The organism is Actinomycetes bacterium (assembly GCA_036510875.1).
Taxonomy (GTDB): domain Bacteria; phylum Actinomycetota; class Actinomycetes; order Prado026; family Prado026; genus DATCDE01.
This window is the reverse complement of record DATCDE010000090.1, coordinates 18,035-43,019: the sequence shown is the minus strand read 5'-3', so window position 1 is coordinate 43,019 and position 24,985 is coordinate 18,035. Positions and strand designations below refer to the sequence as shown.

The window sequence follows — 24,985 nt, the reverse complement described above, 5'->3', positions numbered from 1 at the left end:
GGGTCCCTTCTGTGCGCAACGACGCACAAACCGCACCTTCATCCCGGAGGGGGGTCAAGGAGGGGGGCTTCCGGGCCGATCTTCGGGGCGTGGGGTGGGCGACGCGCCGGCTGATCCGGGCTGCGGTTCCGGCGGTGCTGGCCGCGTCCGTCTTCGCGCTGCTCCCAGGCGGGACGGCGGCCGCGGAGAGCCCCGAGCAGGCCCAGGCCGCGGCCGACGCGGCGGCCCGGGCCGTCGACCAGCTCCGCCCCCAGCTGCAGACCGCGCTGCGCGCCTACGAGGCCTCGCTGGGCAACCTGGCCACCGACGTCAGCGCCGGCCTGACCGCCGACCAGCAGGCCCAGGACGCCGCGGTCGCGGCCGCCGCCGCCCAGCGCACCCAGACCAACCGGGTCCGGGCGCTGTACATGTCCGGCGGCAGCGTGGCCGTGCTGGCCAGCCTGCTGGCGGCGACCAGCCCGACCGACCTGCTCAGCCGGCTGGACGCCGTCTCCCGGGTGGTCAGCTCGGACGCCGTCGCCACCCGGCGGGCCGACCAGATCGCGCTGACGGTCCGGGCCGAGGCCGACCGGCAGCTGGCCAAGGCCGAGCGCACCACGGTGACCGCCTCGGACGTCGAGGCCGCGGCCGTCCGGCTGCAGGACCTGCTGGCCGCCGCCGAGGCCAAGTTGCAGGCCCTGTCCACCCGGGCGAAGGGCCTGCTCGAGGCCCAGCAGGCCGCCCAGGCGCTGGTCGCGGCTCAGGCCGAGGCCGAGCGCGCGGGCCTCGCGGCTGCCGCCACCGCGACCGCCCGCGGCATCCCGGCCGACTACCTGGCGCTGTACCGCGGCGCGGCGACCACCTGTCCCGGGATGGACTGGCACGTGCTGGCCGCCATCGGCCAGGTGGAGTCCGGGCACGGGCGCAACGTCGGGCCGTCGTCCGCCGGTGCCGAGGGCCCCATGCAGTTCCTGCCGTCGACCTTCGCGGCCTACGCCGTCGACGGGAACAAGGACGGCATCACCGACATCTGGAACCCCGCGGACGCGGTCTACTCGGCGGCCAACTACCTGTGCGCCAACGGCGCCGGCCGCCCGACCGGGCTGAGCGGCGCGATTTTCCGCTACAACCACGCGGACTGGTACGTCCAGATGGTGCTGCGGATCGCCGCGCAGCTGACGGCGACCTACCCGGGCTGACCGGTCGGCGGCAGCGCCGGCGGCTCGTCCGCAGCGGCGGCCGGCGGGGCCGACGGCTTCGGCGCGTCCGGAGGGATTCGTGAAAAGGCCTGTGCCAGGCTACCCATCGCCCCGGTGAGCTCGGCCGGGATCACCCACACCTTGTTGGCGTCGCCCTTGGCGATGTTGGGCAGCGCCTGCAGGTACTGGTAGGCCAGCAGCCGCGGGTCCGGGTCGCCGTCGTGGATCGCCTGGAACACCCGCTGGATCGCTTTCGCCTCGCCGTCTGCGCGCACCACCGCGGCCTGCGCCTCGCCCTCGGCGCGCAGCACCGCCGACTGCTTCTCGCCCTCCGCGGTGAGGATCGAGGACTGCTTGAACCCCTCGGCGGTGAGGATCGTCGCGCGCTTCTCCCGTTCGGCGCGCATCTGCTTCTCCATCGAGTCCTTGATGGACGGCGGCGGGTCGATCGCCTTGAGCTCCACCCGGTTCACCCGGACGCCCCACTTGCCGGTGGCCTCGTCGAGGACGCCGCGCAGGGCGCTGTTGATCTGCTCGCGGGAGGTGAGCGCGTCCTCCAGGTCGATGCCGCCGACGACGTTGCGCAGCGTGGTCACCGTCAGCTGCTCGATCGCCTGGATGTAGTTGGCGATCTCGTAGCTGGCCGCCTTCGGGTCGGTGACCTGGAAGTAGATGACCGAGTCGATGTTGACGACCAGGTTGTCCTCGGTGATCACCGGCTGCGGCGGGAAGCTCACCACCTGCTCGCGCAGGTCGATGAGCGGGCGCAGCCGGTCCACGAAGGGCACCAGGATGGTCAGCCCGGGGTTGAGGGTGCGGCTGTACCGGCCGAGGCGCTCGACGACGCCGGCCCGGGCCTGCGGCACGATCCGGACCGTTTTCGCCAGGGTGACGACGACGGCGAAGAACACCGCAAGAACGATGATCAAGGCGATGATGCTGGAACTCACGTGGCTCACATCTCCGATGAGAGGACGACGACGGTGGCGCCGTCGATGCTGATGACGTCCACCATGGCACCCGGTTCGATGACCGTGGACGGGTCGTAGCTGCGGGCCGACCAGACCTCGCCCTTGAGCTTGACCCGTCCGTCGTGCCGGTCCACCCGTTCGAGGACGATGGCCTGACTGCCGACCAGGGCGGCCGTCCCGGTGCGGGTGTCCAGCGGCTGCCGCAGGTGCTTGAGGGCCACCGGCCGGACGACGGCGAGCATGAGGACGGAGATCACGGCCGCGACGATCGCCTGCGCGACCAGCGGCGCACCGAGGGCGGAGGCCAGGCCACCGGCCACCGCACCCGCGGCGAGCATGATGAAGACGAGGTCCACGGTCGCGATCTCGACCACCCCGAGGACCAGGGCCATCAGGAGCCACCAGTACCAATCCACCACTTGACTGTATGACCTTTCCGCGGTCCGGGTGTGGTTCAGTCGGGTGGATCAGTCGGCGAGCCGCGCCGCGAAACGGTCACGGTGCCGGTGCACGTCCAGCGGCAGCCCGAACGTCGCGGACAGCGCCTCCGCGTCGACCACGTCCTCGATCGGGCCGGCCGCGACGACCCGCCCGGCGCGCAGCAGCAGGGCGTGGGTGAAGCCCGGCGGGATCTCCTCGACGTGGTGGGTGACCAGCACCAGCGCGGGTGCGTACGGGTCGGCCGCCAGGCCGGCCAGCCGGGCCACCAGCTCCTCGCGTCCGGCCAGGTCCAGCCCGGCCGCCGGCTCGTCGAGCAGCAGCAGCTCGGGGTCGACCATCAGCGCCCGGGCGATCTGCACCCGCTTGCGCTCCCCCTCGGACAGCGTCCCGTAGCGGCGCCGGGCCAGCTGGTCCGCGCCGAGCGCGACGAGCAGCGCGTGCGCCCTGGAGTCGTCGCTGGAGTCGTAGCGCTCGTGCCACCGGCCGACCACGGCGTAGGCCGCCGTGCGGACCACGTCGATCACGGACTCGTCGGGCGGCAGCCGGTCGGCGAGCGCGGCGCTGGCCAGGCCGATCCGTGGCCGCAGCTCGAAGACGTCGACCTTGCCGAGCCGCTCGCCGAGCACCCAGGCCCGCCCGCTCGTGGGGTGCAGCTGCGTCGAGGCCACCTGCAGCACGGTGGTCTTCCCGGCCCCGTTGGGTCCGAGCACCACCCAGCGCTCGCCCTCCTCGACCGCCCAGTCCACCCGGTCCAGCAGGGTCGTCTCGCCCCTGCGCACACTGACCGCCCGCAGGTCGAGCGCCGCCGCCACCGCCATGCTCCGAACCTACGGCACGCGGCCGCTCGCACCTCACCGTGCCGGGCCCGGCCGCGCCGGGTGCTTACAGTGGACGGCGTGCCGGATCCGAACACCCCCGAGCTGGCGGCCCGCTGCGCGCGGCTGGTCGCCTGGGGCAACGCCGTGCTCACCGGCCGGGTCAGCCCGGACGCCGCCGCGGAGCAGGTCGCGGCCGGCGTGGCCGGCGACCGGGTCGACGGCCTGCCCGGCGGCGACGACCAGAACCTGACCGTCGCGCTGGCCCGGCTGTCCGCCCGCGGCCTGCGAGGGCTTCGGCTGGTGCTGCCGACTCCCGGTGACCCGCTCGGCCTGCGCGGTCCCGGCCCGCTCCTCGCGGCGGCGCTGGACTGTGGCGCGGCCGTCGTCCTGGTCGCGGCCGACGAGGGCCCGGTGCTGGTCCCGGCCCAGTCGGGTGACGGGCCGGTGCGCTGGACCGCGTTCCCGGCGTCCTCCTCGGACGGTGCCGACATCGCCGACCGCTCGGCCGCCGCGCTGCCGTCGCTGGCCGAGGCCGACCGCGACCTGGCGGTGGCGCTACGGGAGGCGACCGAGCTGCTCGTCCAGCTGGACGTCGCTCGCTGCGAACCGGCCGCGGAGGACGCGCTGGAGGCGCTGCGTGAGGGCGGTTACGACGGCGACGGCCTGGCACCGGGCTACCCGGACCGCGCCTTCGGGGTGCTTGTCCGGGCCCGCCGGCTGGCCGCGATCGTGGCCGTGGCGTCGGCGTTCGAGGGTGCCACTGTCACCGCGGCCGAGGCTGACCTGCGCCGGGAGGCGCTGCTGCCGCTGGCCCGGGCCGCCCGGTACGCGCAGATGGCGGCGCACAACGCGGTGTTCGAACCGCAGGGCGCGCGGCTGCGCTGACCGGCCGGCCGGTACCGTCGGGGCCGTCATGAGCACCGATCCCACCGCCGCCGCAGAGCCGCAGACCCTGCTGGTCACTCTCACCGGCCCGGACCGGCCGGGCGTCACGAGCACGCTGTTCAGCTCGCTGGCGGCGTTCGACCTGGCCGTGCTGGACGTCGAGCAGGTGGTGATCCGCGGCACCCTCGTGCTCGGCGTGCTGCTCGGCGGCCCGGACCCGGCGGCGGCAGCCGAGGCGGTCAGGACGGTGGGTGCCTCGCTCGGCCTGGCCGTCGAGACGAGCACCGGGGCGGCCGAGGAGGACCCGCGGCGGCGCGGCCGGGTCCACGTCACGCTGCTCGGCCGGCCGCTGCGACCGCAGGCCGTCGCCGCGGTGGCGGGGGCGATTGCCGACAGCGGCGCCAACATCGACCGGATCGTGCGGCTGGCTCACTACCCGGTCACCGGGATCGAGCTGGAGGTGTCAGGGGCCGACCCGACGGGGCTTCGGGCGTCCCTCGCGGTCACCGCGGCGGCCCATCAGGTGGACGTCGCCGTGCAGCGCTCGGGGCTCAGCCGGCGGGCCAAGCGGCTCGTGGTGATGGACGTCGACTCGACGCTGATCCAGGACGAGGTCATCGAGCTGCTGGCCGCCCACGCCGGGCACGCCGAGGAGGTGGCCGGGGTCACGGCCGCGGCGATGCGCGGCGAGCTGGACTTCCGGGCCTCGCTGCTCGCCCGGGTGGCGCTGCTGGAGGGGCTGCCGGAGTCGGTGCTCGACGAGGTGCGGCACGAGGTGCGGCTCGCGCCCGGGGCCAGGACGCTGGTGCGCACCCTGCACCGGCTGGGCTTTCGGGTCGGCATCGTCAGCGGCGGGTTCACCCAGATCACCGACGCGCTGGCCGCGGACCTGGGGCTGGACTTCGCGGCGGCGAACACGCTGGAGGTCGTCGACGGCCAGCTCACCGGCCGACTGGTCGGCCCGATCGTGGACCGTCCCGGCAAGGCGGCCGCGCTGGAGCGGTTCGCCGCTGCCGCCGGCGTCCCGATCAGCCAGACCATCGCGGTCGGCGACGGCGCGAACGACCTGGACATGCTCTCCCGCGCGGGGCTCGGCGTCGCGTTCAACGCCAAGGAGGTCGTGCGGCAGGCCGCCGACACGTCGGTGAGCGTGCCCTACCTGGACACGGTGCTCTACCTGCTCGGGATCAGCCGCGAGGAGATCGAGGAGGCCGACGCCGAGGGCGGCACCCCGACCCCCGCCCCGGCCATCCCCCCTCCCGACTGACCCCTCGACCGGGGTGGGGACTGGTGGAGGAGGGCGAGGTCAGCCGCGCGGGACGGCGAAGTCCGCGAGCCGGGCCGACCCGGCGGCCAGCTCCCGCCAGGGACCGTTGACGTCCAGCAGGGCCACCCCAGTGGTCGGGAACTTCGTCTCGGCCAGCACCTGCACCTCGCTGCGTTGACCACCGGCCAGCGCCAGCACGAGCTCCTGCACGCCCGGGTTGTGCCCGACCAGCAGCACCGACGCGCTGCCCTTCGCGGTCTCGCGCAGCACCTCGACGAGGTCGCTCACGCTGGCCTCGTAGATCCGCTCGTCGAACTCCACCGGCGGCGTACCGCCCAGCTCCGCGGCTAGCAGCTCCCAGGTCTGCCGGGTCCGCCGGGCCGGCGAGCACCAGACCGCGTCGAGTACGCCCACGTGCTCAGCGATCCACCGTCCCGCGGCCGGGGCGTCCCGCTGCCCCCGTCGGCCCAGCGGCCGGTCCCGGTCGACCACGCCCACCGGCCAGTCCGACTTGGCGTGCCGCAGCACCACGAGTCGTCTCATGTCACCATCCCCGCCGCGGCTCGGATCTGCTGGACCTGGTCGGCGGTGCCGACCACGATGACGACGTCCCCTGGGTCGATGGTGGCCTCCGGTGAGGGGTTGGTCTCGAACTGCGCCCCGGCCCGGCGCAGCGCCAGCAGCGGCGCGCCGCCGCCCTCCTGCAACCGGGTCTCGCGCACACTACGGCCGGCCAGCGCCGAGCCGGCCCGGACGTCGACCTCCTCGAGCCGGAACTCCACGCCGCTGTCCCGCATCGCGACGTCCAGGAACTCGGTCAGGTGCGGCTGCAGCGCGAACGCCGCGATCCGGTCACCACCGATGCGCTGCGGGTTCACCACTCGGTTCGCCCCGGCGTGCTGCAACTGGGCGGTCGCGTCGTCCGTGCGGGCCCGGGCGATGATGGACAGGTCCGGTCGCAGCGCCCGTGCGGTCAGCACCAGGTACACCGACGCGGCGTCGTTCTCCAGGGCGGCGACCAGTGTCGCGGCCCGCTCGACACCGGCTCGGAGCAGCACCTCCTCGCTGGAGGCGTCCCCGACGACGTAGGGGTAGGGGCAGTCCGTCACCCGCTCGGAGTCCACGTCCACGACGACGACGGCGTGCCCGGACCGGGCCAGCTGGTGCGAGGCGGCCCGGCCGACCCCGCCCCAGCCGCAGACGATGGTGTGCCCGTGCAACCGGGCGATAGTGCGTTCCACGCGACAGGTCCCCCACAGGTCGGCCACGTGCCCCTCGCCGAGGGCTTCGAGCAGTGCGGTGAGGGTGTAGAGCACGGCCCCCACGCCCAGCAGCGCGTAGATCATGGTGAAGATCTTCAGCCCGGGTCCGAACGGGACGACCTCGCGGAACCCGATGGTGGTGAGCGTGGTCACCGCCTGGTAGGCGGCGTCCAGTGCGCCGAGCCCGAGCAGCAGGGACCCCAGCGTGCCGACGAGCAGGGCGAAAGCGAGCCGTGCGAGGCCGCGGCCGACCGGCGCCCAGGCCTCGTTGGCCCGCCGGTTCCGCGGCATTCGTCGTCGGGACACCACGGGGTCATCATCGCCGATCAGTTGCGTCACCGTGGGCCGCCCCGCCCATCAGCCCCGGCCGGGACTATGGTCCCTTCGACCCGAACCTACGGTGCCGTAGGTTTCAGCGCATGTCGGTCGATGCCCCGCTGTTGTCCCGCCCGGTGATCCAAGGCGGCATGGGTGTCGGCGTCTCGGGCTGGCGGCTGGCCTCCGCGGTGGCGAGGGGCGGCGGCCTGGGGGTGGTGTCCGGCGTGGCGCCCGACACCATGCTGGCCCGGCGGCTGCAGGACGGCGATCCGGACGGCGACGTGCGCCGGGCGCTGGCCGTGTTCCCCGACCATGAGCTGGCCAGGGAGGTCGAGGGCCGCTACCTGCGGCCGGCGGGTCGTCGTGACGATGCCCCGTACCGGCCGGTCCCCCGGCTGGACGTGCGGCAGCGACGGGACGCCGTCCGGTTGACTGTGCTCGGAGCGTTCGTCGAGGTGTGGCTGGCCAAGGACGGGCACCACGGGGCGGTGGGGCTCAACCTGCTGGAGAAGGTCCAGGCCTGGACACCCGCGACCCTGCTGGGCGCCATGCTCGCGGGCGTCGACGCGGTGCTGGTCGGCGCCGGCATCCCGGGGCATCTGCCCCGGCTGCTGGACGGGCTGGCGCACCTGGAGGCGGTGGAGCTGCCGGTCGACGTGGAGGGGTCGGCGCCCGGTGCGCACCGGATCCGGCTGGAGCCGGCCGCGGTGGTGGGCCGGCTGCCCTCGGCGCTGCGGCGCCCGTTCTTCCTGGCCATCGTCTCCTCGCACGTGCTGGCCGCGTACCTGTGCCGGGACCAGGCGACCCGGCCCGACGGCTTCGTCATCGAGGGGCCGGTCGCGGGCGGGCACAACGCGCCGCCGCGGGGCCGGTTGGTCATCGACGACTCGGGGCAGCCGGTGTACGGCCCCCGCGACGAGGTGGACCTCGACAAGGTGGCCGCGCTGGGCCTGCCGTTCTGGCTGGCCGGTGGGTACGGCACGCCGGACCGGCTGGCCGAGGCGTTGGCGGCGGGCGCGGCCGGCGTCCAGGTGGGGACGGCATTCGCCCTGTCCGCGGAGTCCGGGATGGCGCCACAGCTGCGCACCCAGCTGCTCGAGGCCGCGCGGGCCGGGACCCTCGAGGTGCGCACCGACCCGGCGGCCAGCCCGACCGGGTTCCCGTTCAAGGTGGCGGTCCTGGCCGGCACCGTGGCCGACGCGGTGACCTACGAGCACCGGGAGCGCACCTGCGACCTCGGCTACCTGCGGACGGCGTTCGAGCGGCCGGACGGCAGCGTCGGCTACCGGTGCCCGGCCGAGCCGGTGGACGTGTTCGTGCGCAAGGGCGGCGCCGTCGAGGAGACCGAGGGCCGGACCTGCCTGTGCAACGCGCTGACGGCGACGATCGGCCTGGGTCAGCACCGCAAGGACGGCACCGTCGAGCCGCCGCTGCTCACCCTGGGCGCCGACGCCGCGGTGGTCAAGGCGCTGCTGGCCCGGCACCCGGACGGCTGGACGGCCGCCGACGTGCTGGCCTTCCTCGCCCCTGCCCGCCCCGCATGAAGGGTCCCTTCCTGCGGAATGGGGTCAGGCGCCCATGGCGTGGACGCCGCCGTCCACGTGCACGATCTCCCCGGTCGTCTTGGGGAACCAGTCCGACAGCAGCGCCACGCAGGCCCGCGCAGCCGGCTCCGGGTCGGACAGGTCCCAGCCGACCGGCGCCCGGGTGTCCCACACCGCCTGGAACTCCTCGAACCCGGGGATCGACTTCGCCGCGATCGTCTTGAGCGGCCCGGCCGCGACCAGGTTGACCCGCACCCCGCGCGGGCCCAGGTCGCGGGCCAGGTACCGCGACGTCGACTCCAGCGCGGCCTTGGCCACGCCCATCCAGTCGTACTTGGGCCACGCCACGGCCGCGTCGAAGTCCAGCCCCACGACCGAGCCGCCCTGCGGCATCAGCGGCAGCGCGGCCATGGCCAGCGACTTCAGCGAGTACGCCGACACCTGGACGGCGGTCGCCACGTCCGGCCAGGCCGTGTTCAGGAAGTTCCCGCCGAGCGCCGCCTCCGGGGCGAACCCGATCGAGTGCAGCACGCCGTCCAGGCCGTCGACGTGCTCGCGCACCCGGTCGGCCAGCGCCGCGAGGTCCTCCTCCGACGTGACGTCCAGCGGCAGCACCGGAGCGGCCGCCGGCAGCCGCCCGGCGATCCGCGCGGTCAGGCTCATGGCCCGACCGAACGAGGTCAGCACGACGGTGGCCCCCTCCTGCTGGGCCAGCCGCGCCACGTGGAACGCGATGGACGCGTCGGTCAGCACGCCGGTGACCAGCAGCCGCTTGCCGTCAAGAATGCCCATGCCTCAGTGCCCCATCCCCAGTCCACCGTCCACGGGGATCACGGCCCCCGTGATGTACGCCGCCTCGTCGCTGGCCAGGAACCGCACCACCGCGGCCACCTCCTCGGGGGTCGCGTAGCGCCCCAGCGGTACCTGGCCCACGATCTCGGCCCGGCGCCCCTCCCCCAGCGCTCGGGTCATGTCCGTGTCCACGAAACCCGGTGCCACCACGTTCGAGGTGATGTGGCGCGAGCCCAGCTCACGGGCCAGCGACCGGGCCAGCCCGACCAGCCCCGCCTTGGACGCCGCGTAGTTCGCCTGCCCGGCCGACCCCAGCAGCCCGACCACGCTGGAGACGAACACCAGCCGGCCCCATCGCGCGCGCAGCATGCCGCGCGACGCGCGCCGGGCCATCCGGAACGCCCCAGTGAGGTTCGTGTCCAGCGTCGCGGTGAAGTCCTCGTCGGACATCCGCAGCAGCAGCGTGTCCCGGGTGATCCCGGCGTTGGCGACCAGCACCTCCACCGGGCCGTACGCGGCCTCGATGGCCTCGAACGCGGCCTCCACCTGGGCCTGGTCGGTGACGTCGCAGGCCAAGGCCAGCGCGCCCTCGGGCCCGTCGCCGGTGCGCGAGGTCACGGCGACCTGGTCGCCCTGGGCGAGGAACGCCTGGGCCACCGCCAGCCCGATGCCCCGGTTGCCACCGGTCACCAGCACCGAACGAGCCACCTGCCACCTCCGAAGGTCCGTGATCCCGACGGACGCTAGCGGCTACTGGTCGGTACACCGAACCGCCGCGCCCCGTAGGGTCGCTGCGTGCGCGCTATCGAGATCACCCAGTTCGGCGGACCCGAGCGACTGCAGGTCGTCGACCGGCCCGACCCGGTGCCCCACGACGGCCTGGTCGTCGTCGAGGTCGACCAGGCCGGCGTCAACTACGCCGACACCCACCAGACCGAGGACACCTACCTGTCCCGGCAGACGCTGCCCATGGTCCCCGGGGCCGAGGTGGTCGGCCGGCTGGACGGTCGCCGGGTGCTGGCGGTCGCCGCGACCGGCGGCTACGCCGAGCGGACCCTGGCTCACCCGGGCACCGTCTTCGCGCTGCCGGACGACGTCGGCTCCACCGCCGCGCTGGCCATGCTGATCCAGGGCGCGACCGCCTGGCACCTGCTGCGCACCAGCACCCACCTGGCCGAGGGCGAGACCGTCGTGGTGCACGCGGCCGCCGGCGGGGTCGGCACCATCGCCGTCCAGCTGGCCAAGCGCTGGGGCGCGGGACGGGTGATCGCCACGGCGTCCACGCCGGAGAAGCGGGCGCTGGCCCTGGAGCTCGGCGCGGACGTCGCCGTCGACGGCACCCCCGAGGGCCTGCGCGACCGGCTGCGGGAGGCCAACGGCGGCCACCCTGTCGACATCGTGCTGGAGATGACCGGCGGCCCGGTCTTCGACGAGAGCCTGCGGGCGCTGGCGCCGTTCGGCCGGCTGGCCACCTTCGGGATGGCCTCCCGGCAGGCACCCAGCCCGGTCACCAGCGGCGAGCTGATGCGCAGCTCGCGGGCGGTCATCGGCTTCTGGCTGGCCCACTGCTTCCCGCGCCGGGCCATGATGGACGCCGCCCTCACGGACCTGTTCGGGATGGTCGGACGTGGGGACCTGCGGGTGGTCGAAGGCGGGCGGTACCCGCTGGAGCAGGCCCGGCGGGCCCATGAGGACCTGCTGGCCCGCCGGACGGTCGGCAAGCTGGTGCTGGACGTGCGAGAGGGGACCCAGGCGTGACCCATCCGATCGACGAGAGCTTCCGTGCCCTCCCGCTGGGGGCGATCTGCGACGCAGCGCTGCAGCGCTGCCGCGACCTCGGCGTCGAGCACGCCGACGTCCGGGTGGAGCGCATCCGCAGCCAGGTGGTCCGGCTGCGCGACGCCAGGCTCGAGGGCGCCAACGACAGCGAGGAGGTCGGCTTCGCCGTCCGCGTCGTCCACGACGGTTCGTGGGGGTTCGCCTCCGGCGTGCACCTGACCGCCGCCGAGGCGGTGCGGGTGGCCGAGCAGGCCGTCGAGATGGCCCAGCTGAGCCGGCCGCTGTCCACCGAGCGGGTCGAGCTGGCCCCCGAGCCGGTGCACGCCGACTCGACGTGGGTGTCCTCGTACGAGCTCGACCCGATCACCGTGCCGGACGCCGACAAGGTCGAGGTGCTGGCCGACTGGAGCCGCCGGCTGCTCGCGGCCGCCGGAGTGGACCACGTGGACGCCAGCGTCTATGCGGTACGAGAGAACAAGTTCTACGCCGACACGGCGGGCACCACGACCACGCAGCAGCGGGTCCGCCTCGAGCCGGAGTTCACGGCGGTGGCCGTCGACGCGACGTCCGGGGCGTTCGAGACCATGCGCACGGTCGCGCCACCGGTGGGCCGCGGCTGGGAGTACCTGCTCGGCACCGGCTGGGACTGGCACGCCGAGCTGGCCGAGGTCCCCGAGCTGCTAGCCGAGCGGCTGCGCGCGCCATCGGTCGAGGCGGGCACGTACGACCTGGTCGTCGACCCGTCGAACCTGTGGCTGACCATCCACGAGTCCATCGGCCACGCCACCGAACTGGACCGGGCGCTGGGCTACGAGGCCAACTACGCGGGCACGTCGTTCGCGACGTTCGACCAGCTGGGCACCCTGAAGTACGGCTCCGAGCACATGCACGTGACCGGCGACCGCACGGTCGAGCACGGCCTGGCCACGATCGGCTTCGACGACGAGGGCGTGGCCACCCAGGCGTGGGACATCGTGCGCGACGGCCGGCTGGTGGGCTACCAGCTGGACCGGAACATGGCCCGGCTCAAGGGCCTGGGCCGCTCGAACGGCTGCGCGTACGCCGACTCCCCCGGCCACGTACCCGTGCAGCGGATGGCCAACGTGTCACTGCAACCGGCGTCGAACGGGCCGAGCACGGCCGAGCTCATCGCCGGCGTGGAGCGCGGGCTGTACATCGTCGGGGACAAGAGCTGGTCGATCGACATGCAGCGGTACAACTTCCAGTTCACCGGACAGCGGTTCTTCCTGATCCGGAACGGCCGACTGGCCGGGCAGGTGAAGGACGCCGCCTACCAGGCCACGACCACGGACTTCTGGGGCTCGATGGCCGCCGTCGGCGGGCCGCAGACCTACGTGCTGGGCGGGGCGTTCAACTGCGGCAAGGCGCAGCCGGGGCAGGTCGCGTCGGTGAGCCACGGCGCGCCGAGCGCGCTGTTCCAAGGGGTACGGATCCTCAACACCGTTCAGGAGGCGGGTCGGTGACCGGGTCGATCAGGCCGCAGGAGCTGGTGGAGCGGGCGCTGTCGCTGTCGCAGGCCGACGGCTGCGTGGTCATCGCGCGGGAGTCCAGTGAGGTGAACGTGCGCTGGGCCGGCAACACGCTGACCACCAACGGCGCCATGCGCGGGCGTGCGCTCACCGTGGTCGCCACCGTGGACGGAGCCGAAGGGACGGCGTCCGCTGTCGTGTCCCGCAGCAACGTCGACGCGGCGGAGCTGGAGTCGCTGGTGCGCGCGGCCGAGGACGCCGCCAGGGCGGCCGGGCCGGCCGAGGACGCCCGCCCGCTGCGGTCCGGCGTCCCGGCCGCAGCGGACTGGGACGACGATCCGGCCGCGACGTCCCCCGGCGTGCTGGGGGCCTTCGCCCCCGCGTTGGGCGAGGCCTTCGACCGGTCCCGCGCCGCGGGGCGCGAGCTGTTCGGGTTCGCCGAGCACCAGCTGGTGAGCACCTTCGTCGGGTCGTCGTCCGGGCTCCGGCTGCGGCACGACCAGCCGACCGGGCGGGTGGAGCTGACCGCGAAGGCCGACTCGCGGCGGCTGTCCACCTGGGCGGGGGCCTCGACGCGCGACTTCACCGACGTCGACGTCGCGGACCTCGAGGCGCAGGTCGCGACCCGGCTGGGCTGGGCACAGCGGTCGGTGGAGCTGCCGGCCGGCCGGTACGACACGGTCCTGCCGCCGGGAGCGGTGGCCGACCTGATGGTCTACCTGTACTGGTCAGCCTCCGCGCGCGAGGCGCACGACGGCCGCACCGTGTTCAGCCGCCCCGGCGGTGGCACCCGGGTGGGCGACCGGCTCAGCCCGCTGCCGGTCGAGCTGTACAGCGACCCGGCCGCCCCGGGGCTGGAGGCGGGCCCGTTCGTCGTGGCCGAGGCGTCCGGTGCGACGTCGTCGGTGTTCGACAACGGCGTGCCGCTGGGCCGCACTCCCTGGATCCGTGAGGGCACCCTGGCGGCGCTGCTGCAGACCCGGTACTCGGCCGAGCTGACCGGGCTGCCGGTCACCCCGGCCATCGACAACCTGCTGCTCTCGGTGCCCGGCGGCACCGGCGGGACGGACGAGCTGGTCGCGTCGACGAGCGGGCGGGCCCTGCTGCTGACCTGCCTGTGGTACATCCGGGAGGTCGACCCGCAGACGCTGCTGCTCACCGGGCTGACCCGCGACGGCGTGTACCTCGTGGCGGACGGCGAGGTGGCCGGCGCGGTGAACAACTTCCGGTTCAACGAGAGCCCGGTGGACCTGCTGGGCCGGATCCAGGCGGCGTCCGGCACCCGGCGGACCCTGCCGCGGGAGTGGGCCGACTACTTCAACCGGGCCGCGATGCCAGCCCTGCGCATCGACGGCTTCAACATGTCCACCGTCTCCCAGGCCACCTGACCCCGCCCCTTCCGCAGGAAGGGGGTCAGGCGTCCTCGAGGCGGAAGCCGAGCTTCATGCCGACCTGGTAGTACTCGACCTTGCCGTCGACGATCTGGCCGCGCACCTCGGTGACCTCGAACCAGTCCAGGTGCCGCAGCGTCTGTGCGGCCCGGCCCACCCCGTTGCTGATCGCGTCCTCGATGCTCGTCGACGAGGTGCCCACGATCTCGGTGAGCCGGTAGGTGCGGTTGCTCATGGGTGCTCCCTGGTCATGTCCATCGGATGGTCTGCCCATGATCCACCCTCGCGCCCGGTCCGGACATGCCCTTGCCGGCCAAGGCACGTAGCGTGGGCACGAGCAGCCGAGGGCCTGCGGTGGACGGAGGTGGCCATGGCACGGCGGACCGGCCGCGTGTACCGCATCACCGCGGCCCGCACCGCGCTGTCCGAGGACGTCGACGACCGGGCCCGGCGCTACCTGTTCTCGATGCTCGTGCGCACCGGCTGCTTCGTCGGCGCCGTGCTGGCAAGCGGGCCGCTGCGCTGGCTGCTCATCGCCGGCGCGGTGCTGCTGCCCTACCTGTCCGTGGTGTTCGCGAACGGCGGCCGCGAGCCGGGCCGCGACGAGGACCTGAAGACCACCGTGCTGCAGGCCGAGCGCAAGCAGATCGGGCCGACCGCCCCGCCGGCCTGAGCCGAACTGAGCCGGGAGGGGTAACTAGCCGCCGATGGCCGACATCGGCCGGCTCGGCTGCAGGAAGGCCGGGTCGTTGATCCCGTGCCCGGCGTGCTTGGCCCACAGCGAGGCGCGGAGCACCTCGGCCACCGCCTCGTCGTCGCCGCCGGAGCGCAGCACCGCGCGCAGGTCGGACTCGCTTCGGGCGAACAGGCAGTTGCGCACCTGGCCGTCCGCGGTCAGCCGGACCCGGTCACAGGAGCCGCAGAACGGCCGGGTCACCGAGCCGATCACGCCCACCCGGCCCGGGCCGCCGTCCACCAGCCAGGTCTCGGCCGGCGCGCTGCCGCGGAGCTGCTCCCCTTCGGGCGTGAGCGAGAACGCCTCCGACAGGTGGGCCAGGATCTCGTCGGCCGTGGCCATCTGGGCGCGGTCCCAGCCGTGCTGGGCGTCCAGCGGCATCTGCTCGATGAACCGCAGCTCGTAGCCGCGGTCCAGGCACCACCGCAGCAGCTCGACCGCCTCGTCGTCGTTGACCCCGCGCATGAGGACGGCGTTGACCTTGACCGGACGCAGCCCCGCAGCGTCGGCGGCCGCCAGCCCGTCCAGGACGTCGGCCAGCCGGTCCCGGTGCGCCAGCCGGACGAACTTCTCCCGGTCCAGCGTGTCCAGGGACACGTTGACCCGGTCCAGCCCGGCCGCCTCGAGGGCGGCCGCCACCCTGGCCAGGCCGATCCCGTTGGTGGTCAGCGACATCCGCGGCCGCGGTGCGAGCGCTGCCACCTGGGTCACGATGTCCACCAGCCCCCGCCGCAGCAGCGGTTCACCCCCGGTGAAGCGGACCTCGGTCACCCCGAGCCCCACAGCCACCCGGATCACCCGGACGATCTCGTCGTCGGTGAGGACCTCGGGGGTGGGCAGCCAGTCGAGGCCCTCGGGGGGCATGCAGTAGCTGCAGCGCAGGTTGCAGCGGTCGGTGAGCGAGACCCGGAGGTCCGTGGCCACCCGACCGTACGTGTCGACGAGCACTGGACCTCCTCCGCGAACCCACGACCCCGCGCTGGTCAGGTCACCCTACGTCGCCCGAGGTACCGTCGCAGGGTGCTCTCCCTGCTGCGCCAGCGACGATGGGTCGGCCTGACCTTCCTCGTCGTCGCGCTGGTGCTGCTGTGCTACCGGCTCGCGCACTGGCAGCTGGACCGGCTGCACGGCCGCGAGGCGGCCAACGCGAGCATCACGGCGGCCGAGAAGCTGGCTCCGATCCCTCCCGAGCAGCTGCTCGCGGTGGGCCGGCAGACCTCGTCGGCGCACTGGCGCCAGCTCACGGTCACCGGAACGTGGGACGCCGACCACCAGCTGCTCGTCCGCAACCGGCCGCAGGACGGCAGCAACGGGTTCTGGGTGCTGACCCCGCTGACGAGCGCGCAGGGCACCGCGCTGCTCGTCGTCCGGGGCTGGGTGCCCTACCCGATGCAGGCCGACCAGAACCCCGACGTCCCGGCCCCGCAGCCCGGCCAGGTCACGGGGGTGGTGCGGGTCCAGGGCAGCGAGCCGGCCAAGCCGACCCAGCTGCCGACCGGCCAGGTGCTGCGGGTCAACGTCCCCAGCATCGCCAAGGACCTGCCGTACCCGGTGTACGGCGACTACGCGGACCTGGTCTCCGAGCAGCCGCAGCCGGCGTCGGCGCCGACCCCGCTGCCCGCCCCCACCCTGGACAACGGGCCGCACCTGTCCTACGCCATGCAGTGGTACGCCTTCGGCGTGGTCGCCATCGTGGGCTGGTTCGTGCTGCTGCGCCGCGACGCTCAGGCGGCCGCCCAGGACCGGGCCGCCGCGGCCGAGGCGGCCGCGGCCGACGAGCACACCGTCCCGACGCCCGGGTGACCGGTGCGGATCGAGGACTACGCCATGGTCGGGGACCTGCACACGGCCGCCCTGGTCGGCGCCGACGGTTCGGTCGACTGGCTGTGCCTGCCCCGATTCGACTCCGACGCGGCCTTCGCCGCGCTGCTCGGCGACGAGGAGAACGGCAGCTGGCGGCTCGCCCCGACCGCGGCTGACGCGGTGGCCCGCCGCAGCTACCGGGGCGACTCGCTCGTCCTGGACACCGAGTGGACCTGCGGCGAGGGCCGGATCCGGGTCACCGACCTGATGCCGCCCCGGGAGCAGCAGCCGCGGCTGGTCCGGATCGTCGAAGGGCTCGACGGCGACGTCGCCGTGCGCGGCACGCTGCGGGTGCGCCTGGGGTACGGGCGGGTGGTCCCCTGGGTGACCAGGGAGCCGGGCGGCCTGCGCGCCGTGGCCGGGCCGGATGCGCTGTGGCTGACCACCGCTGCTCCGCTGCTCGGGGCGGACCACTCCACGGTCAGCGACTTTCGGGTGTGTGCCGGCGAGCGGGTCGCCTTCACCCTCGCCTGGGCACCGTCCACCGATCCTGCGCCCGCGGTCCCCGACCCACTCGACGAGCTGCAGCGAACCGAGGAGTTCTGGTCCGGCTGGAGCGGCCGGCTGCCCGCCGACCTGCCCTACCGCGCGGCCGTCGTCCGTTCGCTGGTGACCCTCAAAGGTCTGACCTACCGGCCCACGGGCGGCATCGTCGCGGCGGCGACCACGTCTCTGCCGGAGGACCCCGGTGGGGTCCGCAACTGGGACTACCGGTTCTGCTGGCTCCGGGACGCCGCGCTGACCCTCGGCGCGCTGCTGCGCTGCGGCTACGTCGACGAGGCCGCGGCCTGGCGGGACTGGCTGGTCAGGGCGGTCGCCGGCGACCCCGCCGACGTGCGGGTCCTGTACGGCGTCGCCGGGGAACGGCGGCTGCCCGAGGTCGAGCTCGGCTGGCTGGCCGGGTATGAGGGCGCCCGCCCGGTGCGGATCGGCAACGGAGCTGCCGACCAGGTTCAGCTCGACGTCTACGGCGAGGTGCTCGACGCTTTCCACCTGGCCCGGGAGGCCGGGCTGCCGGACGACGGCCGCGCCTGGGATGTCCAGCGGGCCCTTCTCGGCCACCTGGAACGGCACTGGCAGGACCCCGACCAGGGCATCTGGGAGGTCCGCGGGGAGCCACGGCACTTCGTGTACTCCAAGGTGATGGCCTGGGTGGCGTTCGACCGGGCCGCCCAGGCGGTGACCGAGCACGGGCTGCCGGGGGACGCTGACCGCTTCCGGGCGGTGCGCGACACGATTCATGCCGACGTCCTCGAGCACGGCTTCGACGAGCGGCTCGACAGCTTCGTCCAGTCCTACGGCTCCTCGGACGTCGACGCGGCCCTGCTGCTCCTCCCCCAGCTTGGGTTCCTCCCTGCCGGCGACCCGCGGATCGTGGGCACCGTCGACCGGGTGCAGCGCGAGCTGGTCGTCGACGGCCTGGTGCGCCGGTACCGCGTCGGGTCGACCGGCGGCTCGTCCGACGGGGTCTCGGGCGACGAGGGTGCGTTCCTGGTCTGCAGCTTCTGGCTGGCCGACGCGCTGGCCCTGGTCGGACGACCGGAGCAGGCGCGGGCCCTGTTCGAGCGGCTGTTGGGCCTGACCAACGACGTCGGCCTGCTCGCCGAGGAGTACGACCCGGTCCACCGCCGCCAGCTGGGCAACACCCCGCAGGCGTTCAGCCACGTCGGGTTGGTCAACACCGCGCTCAACCTGGCCGGGCACAGCCCGCAGCTGGGATCGCGCCGCCGGCACCGGGGCTGAGGCCGGTCAGTCCCGGGCGAGCACCGAGCCGACCACAGCGGGCGGCGCCTCGGCGAGCGGCTCGCGCACCACGACGTCGGCGAGCGCGTCGTAGGGCGTGGCCTCGGCATTCATGATCAGCAGCCGGGCGCCCGACCCGACGGCGACGTCGCACAGCGAGGCCACCGGCTGCACCTGCAGCGAGCTGCCGGCCACGAGCAGCAGGTCGCCGGCCCGGGCCGCGCTCACCGCGGCCCGCCAGACCTGCGGGTCCAGAGCCTGCCCGAACGAGACCGTCGCCGACTTGAGCAGGCCGCCGCACAGCTCGCAGGGCGGGTCGGGCTCCCCGGCGGTGACTCGCGCCAGGACGACCTGCATGGGCGAGCGCGCACCACAGCTCAGGCACTGGGCGGCGTGCAGCGTGCCGTGCACCTCGATCACCCGGCCCGAGCCGGCCGCCTGGTGCAGCCCGTCGATGTTCTGGGTGACGAGCGCGCCCATCCGAGCGGACCGCTCCAGCTCGACCAACGCCCGGTGCCCGGAGTTCGGCTGCGCCGTCCAGGCCGCGTGCTCGGCCCGGTCCCGCCACGACCGCCGGCGCAGCTCCGGGTCGGTCAGGTAGGTCTGCAGGGTGAACATCCGCTCGGCGGCCGGGTTCTTGGTCCACACCCCGTTCGGCCCGCGGAAGTCCGGGATGCCCGAGTCGGTGGAGATGCCGGCGCCGGTCAGCACGGTCACGGTGCCGGACGCGGCGACCTGCCGGGCCGCCCGTTCGAGCTGGTCCAGGGCCACCCTGCGACGGTAGCCGCTGCTACGGTCGCACGCAGCCGATCAACGGGGTGACGCATGGATCTGGGGCTGGACGGGCGCGTCTACATCGTCACGGGGGCCAGCCGCGGGCTCGGCCGGGCCACCGCGGAGGCGCTCGTCGCCGAGGGGGCCAAGGTCGTGGTCACCGGGCGGGACCCGGCCACGATCAGCGCGGCCGCGGCGCAGATCGCCGCGCTCGGGCCGACTCCGGACTGTGCTCTCGGCGTCGCCGCGGACAATGCCGACCCGAACGCCGGCGAGCGGCTGGTCGCGGCCGCCATGGCGCGCTACGAGCGCCTCGACGGGGCGCTGGTCAGCGTCGGCGGCCCGGCCTCCGGCCCGGCCCTGTCCCTCAGCGACGGCCAGTGGACCGAGGCCTTCTCGACCGTCTTCCTCGGTGCGCTGCGAGTGGCCCGCGCCGTCGTCGAGGGACTCGGCCCGGACGGCGGGTCGCTGGCGTTCGTGCTGTCGTCGTCGGTCCGGGAGCCGATCCTCGGCCTGGGTGCGTCGAACGGGCTGCGGCCGGGCCTGGCCATGGTCGCCAAGGAGCTGGCCACCGAGCTGGGTCCCCGCGGGATCCGGGTGAACGGCCTGGTCCCCGGCCGGATCGGCACCGAGCGGCTGCGGCAGCTGGACGCCGGTCGCAAGGCGGCCGACCTGGCCAGCGCTCGCCGGAGCATCCCGCTCGGCCGGGACGGGCTACCGGAGGAGTTCGGCCGGGTCGCCGCGTTCGTGCTCTCCCCCGCAGCCGGCTATCTGACCGGGGTGATGCTTCCGGTGGACGGCGGGATGCTCAAGGCGCTGTAGCCGTCAGGACTCCACGAGCGTGCCGTCGGCCTGCCGCTCGAACTGGGTCCGGTACAGGTCGGCGTACAGGCCCCCCTGGGCCAGCAGGGTGCTGTGGTCGCCCCGCTCCACGATCCGACCGGCGTCCACCACCAGGATCTCGTCGGCGTCCCTGACCGTGGACAACCGGTGCGCGATGACGATCGAGGTGCGCCCCTTCAGCGCGGTGGCCAGCGCGCGCTGGACGGCCGCCTCCGACTCGCTGTCCAGGTGCGCCGTGGCCTCGTCCAGGACGACGATCCGCGGCGCCTTCAGCAGCAGCCGGGCGATGGCCAGCCGCTGCTTCTCCCCGCCGGACAGCCGGTACCCGCGGTCCCCGACCATCGTGTCCAGGCCGTCCGGCAGCGCGGTGACCAGGTCCCAGATCTGGGCCGCCCGGCAGGCCCGCACCAGCTCGTCCTCGGTGGCGTTCGGCTGCGCGTACAGCAAGTTGGCCCGGATCGTGTCGTGGAACATGTGGGCGTCCTGGGTGACCACGCCGATCGCGCGGTGCAGGGAGCCCTGGGTGACCTCGCGGACGTCGTGGCCGCCGACCCGCACGGTGCCGGACGTGACGTCGTACAGGCGGGACACCAGCGCGGTGATGGTGGTCTTGCCGGCCCCGGAGGGTCCGACCAGGGCCACCATCCGCCCCGCCGGCACGGTGAAGGTCACGCCGTCCAGCACGTGCTGGGACGGCGTGGCGTCGAGCACCGCGACCGACTCGAGCGAGGCCAACGAGACCTCGTCGGCGGAGGGGTAGCGGAAAGTGGCGCCGTCGAACTCGACGGTGTCCGCGTCCTCGGGGAGGTCGATGGCCCCGGGCCGGTCGTCGACCATGGGCGGCAGGTCCAGCACCTCGAAGACCCGCTCGAAGGACACCAGCGCGGTCATGATGTCGACCTGGACGTTGGACAAGGCGGTGAGCGGCCCGTACAGCCGGGTGAGGTAGGCCGCCAGCGCCACCAGCGTGCCGACCCCCAGCGTGCCGTGCACGGCCATCACGCCGCCGAACCCGTAGACGATCGCGGTGGCCAGCGCTGCGACGAGGGTGAGCGAGGTGAACAGCACCCGGCCGTACATGGCCTGCACGACGCCGATGTCCCGGACCCGGGCCGCCTTTCCGCCGAACCCGCGGACCTCGTCGGCCGGTCGGCCGAAGATCTTGACGAGCAGCGCCCCGGAGACGTTGAACCGCTCGGTCATGGTCTGGCTCATGGCGGCGTTCAGCTGCATCGACTCGCGGCTGATCTCGGCCAGTCGGCGTCCGATCCAGCGGGCCGGGAGCACGAACAGGGGGAGCAGCAGCAGCGCCACCACAGTGATCTGCCAGGACAGGAAGAGCATGGTGGCCAGCACCAGGACGAGCGTGATCACGTTGGACACCACCGACGACAGCGTCGAGGTGAACGCCTGCTGCGCCCCGATGACGTCGCTGTTAAGGCGGCTGACCAGGGAGCCGGTCTGGGTGCGGGTGAAGAACGCGACCGGCATCCGCTGCACATGCTCGAACACCCGCGTGCGCAGGTCGTAGATCAGCCCCTCGCCCACCCGGGCGGAGAACCAGCGGCCGATCAGGCCGGACACCGCGTCGATGACGGCGAGCGCCGCCACGGCGATGGCCGTGCTGATCACGACGGACGTGCTGGGGCTCGCACTGCCGAGGTTGTCGATGATCCGCTTGAACAGCAGAGGGGTCAGCACGACGACGACCGATGACACCACGACGGTGGCGAGGAAGAGCGCGATGTCCAGCCGGTACGGCCGGGCGAACGCGACGATGCGGCGCGCCGTCCCCGGGATCAGCCGACGCTTGACATCGCCGTCCCGGGTGAACGACCGGTAGGCCTGCCACGGGCCGTGCCCTATCGACATTGCGTGTGCCTCGCGTTCCTCGTCTGTTCCTCAGCCAGCGACGCAACGCGTCACCCGGGCGTGCTGTTCCAGCGTTCGCCCTCAGCCGATCCCAGTCGCCGCTCTCAGCGCGCGCAGCCGGTGTCCCTGGGCGACGCGTTCGGCGGCCAGCTGGGCCGGGTACTCGTTGCTCGCGGCCTGCTGGAGCAGTGCCTTGGTTGCCGAGACGGCCCCCGGGGGTGCGCTGAGCAGCGCCCGCGCCAGGTCGTTGACCGCGTCGTCGAGCTCCTCACGCGGCACAGCGAGGTTGACCAGGCCGGTCCGGGCGGCTTCCTCGGCGCTGACCCAACGCCCGGTCGCACAGATCTCGAGGGCCCGCGAGTAGCCGATGGCGGCCACCAGCGGATGGGTCCCGGTCAGGTCCGGGACCAGCCCGAGGGAGGGCTCCCGCATGGCGAACAGCGCGTCGTCCGCGGCCACCCGAAGGTCACAGGCGAGGGCCAGCTGGAACCCGGCGCCGACGGCGTGCCCCTGGACGGCTGCGATGCTGACGAACGACGGGTCGCGCAGCCAGGAGAACCCCTGCTGGTAGGTCTCGATCAACGCATCGAGGTCGGCCGGCGGCAGCCCGGCCATCTCGTGGAAGGCCAGCTCCCCCGGGATGCCCTCGGGGGTGATCATCCGCAGGTCGAGGCCGGCCGAGAACGTCTGGCCCTCAGCCCGCACCACCACCACCCTGACCTGTCCGACCAGGGCCGTGCCGACCTCCGCGAGGGTGCGCCACAACAGCGGCGTCTGCGCGTTGCGCTTGTCGGGTCGGTCCAGCGTGAGGGTCGCCACGCCGTCGCTGGTCTCGACCCGAAGGCACGCCTCGGCGAGCCGCTCCGGGGACGGCAGCCGGCCGGCTTCCACGTCCATGATCCACCCCGCTCCCGACGGTCCTGACGCCGTCGAGACCGACCCTAACCCGCCCCGGTCGGTTCGCTTGCGCGGGCGCTACTTCTTGCCCTTGCCCCTGGTCGCCCCGCCCCGCCCGCGCAGCGTCGTCTCCGACTCGGTCAAGATCCGGTGCACGAAACCGTAGGAGCGCCCGGTCGACTCGGCCAGCGCCCGGATGCTCGTGCCGCTCTCGTACTTCTTCTTCAGCTCAGCGGCCAGCTTGTCACGTTCGGCCCCGGTCACCCGGCGGCCCTTACCCAGGTCGGCCACGCGTGCCTCCTCTGACGTGTCGGTTCTGACGTGTCCCTCGAACCCATGATCACTCAACCACGCCGGAACGCCCACCGGAAGACCCCGGACGGCCCGTGCTTTCGCTGGGGCGGACTGCTGTCAGGCCAGCGCGACCAGGTCGGCGTAGTCCTCGGTCCACAGGTCCTCGACGCCGTCCGGCAGCAGCAGCACGCGTTCGGGCTCCAGGGCGAGCACCGCGCCCTCGTCGTGGGTGACCAGGACGACGGCCCCGCTGAAGGTGCGCAGCGCCTGCAGCACCTCGACCCGGCTGGCCGGGTCGAGGTTGTTGGTGGGCTCGTCGAGCAGCAGCACGTTGGCGCTGGAGACGACCAGCTTGGCCAGGGCCAGCCGGGTCTTCTCCCCGCCGGACAGCACCGCCGCCGGCTTCTCGACGTCGTCCCCGGTGAACAGGAAGCTGCCGAGGATCCGGCGCAGCTCGACCTCGGGGAGATCGGGGGCCGCGCTGGCCATGTTCGCCAGCACCGAGCGCTGGGTGTCCAGCGTCTCGTGCTCCTGCGCGTAGTAGCCCAGCTTGAGCCCGTGCCCGGGCTCCACCTGGCCGGTGTCCGGGGGCTCCAGCCCACTGAGGACCCGCAGCAGCGTGGTCTTGCCGGCGCCGTTGAGCCCCAGCACGACCACCTTGGAGCCGCGGTCGATCGCCAGGTCCACGTCGGTGAACACCTCGAGCGACCCGTAGGACTTGGACAGGCCGGACGCCGTGAGGGGGGTCTTGCCGCAGGGGGCCGGATCTGGGAAGCGCAGCCGGGCCACCCGGTCCTGGACCCGCACCCCCTCGAGGCCGGAGAGCAGCCGCTCGGCCCGGCGGTCCATGTTCTGAGCGGCTTTCGCCTTGGTGGCCTTGTAGCGCATCCGGTCGGCCTGAGCCTTGAGCGCGGACGCCTGCTTCTCCGCGTTGGTCCGCTCCCTGCGCCGCCGGCGCTCGTCGGTCTCGCGCTGCTTGAGGTAGGTGGTCCACCCCACGTTGTAGACGTCCAGCTCGGCCCGGTTGGCGTCCAGGTGCAGCACCCGGTTCACCGTCGCCTCGAGCAGCCCGGTGTCGTGGCTGATGACCACCAGGCCCCCCTTGTGGGTGCGCAGGAACTCGCGCAGCCAGCTGATCGAGTCGGCGTCCAGGTGGTTGGTGGGCTCGTCGAGGAGCAGGGTCTCCGCGCCGCTGAACAGGATCCGGGCCAGCTCGACCCGCCGGCGCTGCCCGCCGGAGAGCGTGCGCAGCTGCTGGCCGAGCACGCGTTCCGGCAGCCCCAGGCTGGCCGCGATCTGGGCCGCCTCCGACTCCGCCGCGTAGCCGCCCTGCGCGGTGAACTCCTCCTGCAGCCGGGAGTAGCGCCGCATCGCCTGCTCAGCCGTGGCTTCGTCCGCGCTGGCCATCCGGCCCTCGGTCTCACGCAGCTTTCGGACCACGGTGTCCAGGTCTCGGGCGGACAGGATCCGGTCCCGGGCCAGCACGCCCAGATCCCCGGTGCGCGGGTCCTGCGGCAGGTAGCCCACCGTGCCGGTGCGCGTCACCGTGCCGCTCGCCGGTTCGCCCTCGCCGGCCAGCACCCGGGTGAGGGTCGTCTTGCCGGCCCCGTTGCGGCCGACCAGACCGACCCGGTCGCCGGCGGCGACCCGGAACGTGGCGTTGCTCAGCAGCACCCGGGCCCCGGCGCGCAACTCAACGGTCTGGGCGGTGATCATGCGAGCCTCTCGCGGGACAGAAGGGACGGCGGGCGCGGAGTCGGACGCCGTCAGGGCTCGCAGCGCAGCACCGGCATAGTCTACTGGCAGGACGCGAGAGGCCCTCGGCGT

At 73.7% G+C, this 24,985-nt stretch carries 25 protein-coding genes; 11 read left to right on the top strand and 14 right to left on the bottom strand.

Translation table 11 applies throughout. From position 1 onward, the window contains the following. Window positions 1-89: 89 nt before the first annotated feature. The gene (locus tag VIM19_05290) at window positions 90-1,178 is read left to right on the top strand and encodes a lytic murein transglycosylase (GenBank protein HEY5184318.1); all 1,089 of its coding nucleotides are present in this window, start codon (window positions 90-92) and stop codon (window positions 1,176-1,178) included. On the opposite strand, the gene VIM19_05285 is transcribed toward VIM19_05290, so the two are convergent. From VIM19_05285 to VIM19_05275, 3 genes are read right to left on the bottom strand one after another with little or no spacing between them, the layout of a single operon-like run. Then, window positions 1,166-2,137, bottom strand: coding sequence for an SPFH domain-containing protein (locus tag VIM19_05285; protein HEY5184317.1), 972 nt, complete (start codon window positions 2,135-2,137; stop codon window positions 1,166-1,168). The genes VIM19_05290 and VIM19_05285 overlap by 13 nt on opposite strands. Further along, on the bottom strand, window positions 2,134-2,565 hold the full coding sequence (locus VIM19_05280) for an NfeD family protein (GenBank protein ID HEY5184316.1): 432 nt from the start codon (window positions 2,563-2,565) through the stop codon (window positions 2,134-2,136). The genes VIM19_05285 and VIM19_05280 overlap by 4 nt, the downstream gene beginning before the upstream one ends. A 51-nt stretch (window positions 2,566-2,616) precedes the next feature. After that, complete coding sequence (locus VIM19_05275) at window positions 2,617-3,402, bottom strand: ABC transporter ATP-binding protein (protein HEY5184315.1); 786 nt, start codon at window positions 3,400-3,402, stop codon at window positions 2,617-2,619. An 84-nt stretch (window positions 3,403-3,486) separates the two neighbouring features. Between VIM19_05275 and VIM19_05270 the strand changes: the two genes are divergently transcribed. Both VIM19_05270 and serB read left to right on the top strand, forming a co-directional pair. Then, window positions 3,487-4,293: a hypothetical protein gene (locus tag VIM19_05270; GenBank protein ID HEY5184314.1), complete on the top strand. Its 807-nt coding sequence runs from the start codon at window positions 3,487-3,489 to the stop codon at window positions 4,291-4,293. A 28-nt stretch (window positions 4,294-4,321) separates the two neighbouring features. Continuing rightward, window positions 4,322-5,560 carry a phosphoserine phosphatase SerB gene (gene serB, locus VIM19_05265; GenBank protein ID HEY5184313.1) on the top strand — a complete coding sequence of 413 codons (1,239 nt, stop codon included), beginning with the start codon at window positions 4,322-4,324 and terminating at the stop codon, window positions 5,558-5,560. A gap of 39 nt (window positions 5,561-5,599) precedes the next feature. Here the strand turns inward: serB and VIM19_05260 are convergent, their stop codons facing one another. Both VIM19_05260 and VIM19_05255 read right to left on the bottom strand, forming a co-directional pair. Next, window positions 5,600-6,103, bottom strand: a complete 504-nt coding sequence (locus VIM19_05260; GenBank protein ID HEY5184312.1) for a histidine phosphatase family protein — start codon at window positions 6,101-6,103, stop codon at window positions 5,600-5,602. After that, the gene (locus VIM19_05255; protein HEY5184311.1) at window positions 6,100-7,161 is read right to left on the bottom strand and encodes a potassium channel protein; all 1,062 of its coding nucleotides are present in this window, start codon (window positions 7,159-7,161) and stop codon (window positions 6,100-6,102) included. The genes VIM19_05260 and VIM19_05255 overlap by 4 nt, the downstream gene beginning before the upstream one ends. Window positions 7,162-7,241: 80 nt before the next feature. On the opposite strand from VIM19_05255, the gene VIM19_05250 reads away from it, so the two are divergent. Further along, window positions 7,242-8,684, top strand: a complete 1,443-nt coding sequence (locus VIM19_05250; GenBank protein ID HEY5184310.1) for a nitronate monooxygenase — start codon at window positions 7,242-7,244, stop codon at window positions 8,682-8,684. A gap of 24 nt (window positions 8,685-8,708) precedes the next feature. Here VIM19_05250 and fabI read toward each other — a convergent pair whose 3' ends face one another. Together fabI and fabG are read right to left on the bottom strand one after the other, a co-directional pair. Next, window positions 8,709-9,476 (bottom strand): enoyl-ACP reductase FabI, encoded by a 768-nt coding sequence (fabI, locus tag VIM19_05245; protein ID HEY5184309.1) that lies wholly within the window; start codon window positions 9,474-9,476, stop codon window positions 8,709-8,711. 3 nt (window positions 9,477-9,479) lie between these two features. Then, on the bottom strand, window positions 9,480-10,184 hold the full coding sequence (gene fabG / locus VIM19_05240) for a 3-oxoacyl-ACP reductase FabG (GenBank protein ID HEY5184308.1): 705 nt from the start codon (window positions 10,182-10,184) through the stop codon (window positions 9,480-9,482). A gap of 87 nt (window positions 10,185-10,271) precedes the next feature. On the opposite strand from fabG, the gene VIM19_05235 reads away from it, so the two are divergent. The 3 genes from VIM19_05235 to VIM19_05225 are packed head-to-tail and all read left to right on the top strand — an operon-like array spanning window position 10,272 to window position 14,133. Beyond that, window positions 10,272-11,234, top strand: coding sequence for an NADPH:quinone oxidoreductase family protein (locus VIM19_05235; protein HEY5184307.1), 963 nt, complete (start codon window positions 10,272-10,274; stop codon window positions 11,232-11,234). Beyond that, complete coding sequence (locus VIM19_05230) at window positions 11,231-12,739, top strand: TldD/PmbA family protein (protein ID HEY5184306.1); 1,509 nt, start codon at window positions 11,231-11,233, stop codon at window positions 12,737-12,739. Before VIM19_05235 ends, VIM19_05230 begins: the two co-directional genes overlap by 4 nt. Beyond that, the gene (locus tag VIM19_05225; protein ID HEY5184305.1) at window positions 12,736-14,133 is read left to right on the top strand and encodes a metallopeptidase TldD-related protein; all 1,398 of its coding nucleotides are present in this window, start codon (window positions 12,736-12,738) and stop codon (window positions 14,131-14,133) included. The genes VIM19_05230 and VIM19_05225 overlap by 4 nt, the downstream gene beginning before the upstream one ends. Before the next feature lie 25 nt (window positions 14,134-14,158). On the opposite strand, the gene VIM19_05220 is transcribed toward VIM19_05225, so the two are convergent. Further along, window positions 14,159-14,371, bottom strand: a complete 213-nt coding sequence (locus VIM19_05220; protein ID HEY5184304.1) for a dodecin — start codon at window positions 14,369-14,371, stop codon at window positions 14,159-14,161. Between the two features lie 135 nt (window positions 14,372-14,506). On the opposite strand from VIM19_05220, the gene VIM19_05215 reads away from it, so the two are divergent. Continuing rightward, window positions 14,507-14,809 (top strand): DUF3099 domain-containing protein, encoded by a 303-nt coding sequence (locus VIM19_05215; protein ID HEY5184303.1) that lies wholly within the window; start codon window positions 14,507-14,509, stop codon window positions 14,807-14,809. Between the two features lie 24 nt (window positions 14,810-14,833). On the opposite strand, the gene moaA is transcribed toward VIM19_05215, so the two are convergent. Further along, window positions 14,834-15,820 (bottom strand): GTP 3',8-cyclase MoaA, encoded by a 987-nt coding sequence (moaA, locus tag VIM19_05210; protein ID HEY5184302.1) that lies wholly within the window; start codon window positions 15,818-15,820, stop codon window positions 14,834-14,836. 72 nt (window positions 15,821-15,892) lie between these two features. On the opposite strand from moaA, the gene VIM19_05205 reads away from it, so the two are divergent. Together VIM19_05205 and VIM19_05200 are read left to right on the top strand one after the other, a co-directional pair. Further along, window positions 15,893-16,675, top strand: coding sequence for an SURF1 family protein (locus VIM19_05205; GenBank protein HEY5184301.1), 783 nt, complete (start codon window positions 15,893-15,895; stop codon window positions 16,673-16,675). A gap of 3 nt (window positions 16,676-16,678) precedes the next feature. Then, window positions 16,679-18,478 (top strand): glycoside hydrolase family 15 protein, encoded by a 1,800-nt coding sequence (locus VIM19_05200; protein HEY5184300.1) that lies wholly within the window; start codon window positions 16,679-16,681, stop codon window positions 18,476-18,478. Between the two features lie 6 nt (window positions 18,479-18,484). Here the strand turns inward: VIM19_05200 and VIM19_05195 are convergent, their stop codons facing one another. Continuing rightward, the gene (locus VIM19_05195; GenBank protein ID HEY5184299.1) at window positions 18,485-19,249 is read right to left on the bottom strand and encodes a Sir2 family NAD-dependent protein deacetylase; all 765 of its coding nucleotides are present in this window, start codon (window positions 19,247-19,249) and stop codon (window positions 18,485-18,487) included. Between the two features lie 54 nt (window positions 19,250-19,303). Between VIM19_05195 and VIM19_05190 the strand changes: the two genes are divergently transcribed. After that, complete coding sequence (locus tag VIM19_05190) at window positions 19,304-20,074, top strand: SDR family oxidoreductase (protein ID HEY5184298.1); 771 nt, start codon at window positions 19,304-19,306, stop codon at window positions 20,072-20,074. A gap of 3 nt (window positions 20,075-20,077) precedes the next feature. Here the strand turns inward: VIM19_05190 and VIM19_05185 are convergent, their stop codons facing one another. The 4 genes from VIM19_05185 to VIM19_05170 all read right to left on the bottom strand — a co-directional run bounded on the left by VIM19_05185 (window position 20,078) and on the right by VIM19_05170 (window position 24,874). Beyond that, a complete protein-coding gene (locus tag VIM19_05185; protein ID HEY5184297.1) occupies window positions 20,078-21,967 on the bottom strand; it encodes an ABC transporter ATP-binding protein in 1,890 nt (629 codons plus the stop codon). An 81-nt stretch (window positions 21,968-22,048) separates the two neighbouring features. Continuing rightward, window positions 22,049-22,864, bottom strand: a complete 816-nt coding sequence (locus tag VIM19_05180; GenBank protein ID HEY5184296.1) for an enoyl-CoA hydratase/isomerase family protein — start codon at window positions 22,862-22,864, stop codon at window positions 22,049-22,051. Between the two features lie 78 nt (window positions 22,865-22,942). After that, entirely contained in the window at window positions 22,943-23,155 is a 213-nt protein-coding gene (locus VIM19_05175; GenBank protein HEY5184295.1) for a helix-turn-helix domain-containing protein, read from the bottom strand. A 120-nt stretch (window positions 23,156-23,275) separates the two neighbouring features. Beyond that, window positions 23,276-24,874, bottom strand: coding sequence for an ABC-F family ATP-binding cassette domain-containing protein (locus tag VIM19_05170; GenBank protein HEY5184294.1), 1,599 nt, complete (start codon window positions 24,872-24,874; stop codon window positions 23,276-23,278). Between the last annotated feature and the right edge of the window lie 111 nt (window positions 24,875-24,985).

What these genes read in the sequence shown, in the direction of transcription:
- serB (HEY5184313.1), top strand. Translation starts at nt 4,322, where the DNA reads ATGAGCACCGATCCCACCGCCGCCGCAGAGCCGCAGACCCTGCTGGTC.
- VIM19_05260 (HEY5184312.1), bottom strand. Translation starts at nt 6,103, where the DNA reads ATGAGACGACTCGTGGTGCTGCGGCACGCCAAGTCGGACTGGCCGGTG.
- VIM19_05250 (HEY5184310.1), top strand. Translation starts at nt 7,242, where the DNA reads ATGTCGGTCGATGCCCCGCTGTTGTCCCGCCCGGTGATCCAAGGCGGC.
- fabI (HEY5184309.1), bottom strand. Translation starts at nt 9,476, where the DNA reads ATGGGCATTCTTGACGGCAAGCGGCTGCTGGTCACCGGCGTGCTGACC.
- VIM19_05220 (HEY5184304.1), bottom strand. Translation starts at nt 14,371, where the DNA reads ATGAGCAACCGCACCTACCGGCTCACCGAGATCGTGGGCACCTCGTCG.
- VIM19_05215 (HEY5184303.1), top strand. Translation starts at nt 14,507, where the DNA reads ATGGCACGGCGGACCGGCCGCGTGTACCGCATCACCGCGGCCCGCACC.
- VIM19_05190 (HEY5184298.1), top strand. Translation starts at nt 19,304, where the DNA reads ATGGATCTGGGGCTGGACGGGCGCGTCTACATCGTCACGGGGGCCAGC.
- VIM19_05185 (HEY5184297.1), bottom strand. Translation starts at nt 21,967, where the DNA reads ATGTCGATAGGGCACGGCCCGTGGCAGGCCTACCGGTCGTTCACCCGG.
- VIM19_05180 (HEY5184296.1), bottom strand. Translation starts at nt 22,864, where the DNA reads ATGGACGTGGAAGCCGGCCGGCTGCCGTCCCCGGAGCGGCTCGCCGAG.
- VIM19_05170 (HEY5184294.1), bottom strand. Translation starts at nt 24,874, where the DNA reads ATGATCACCGCCCAGACCGTTGAGTTGCGCGCCGGGGCCCGGGTGCTG.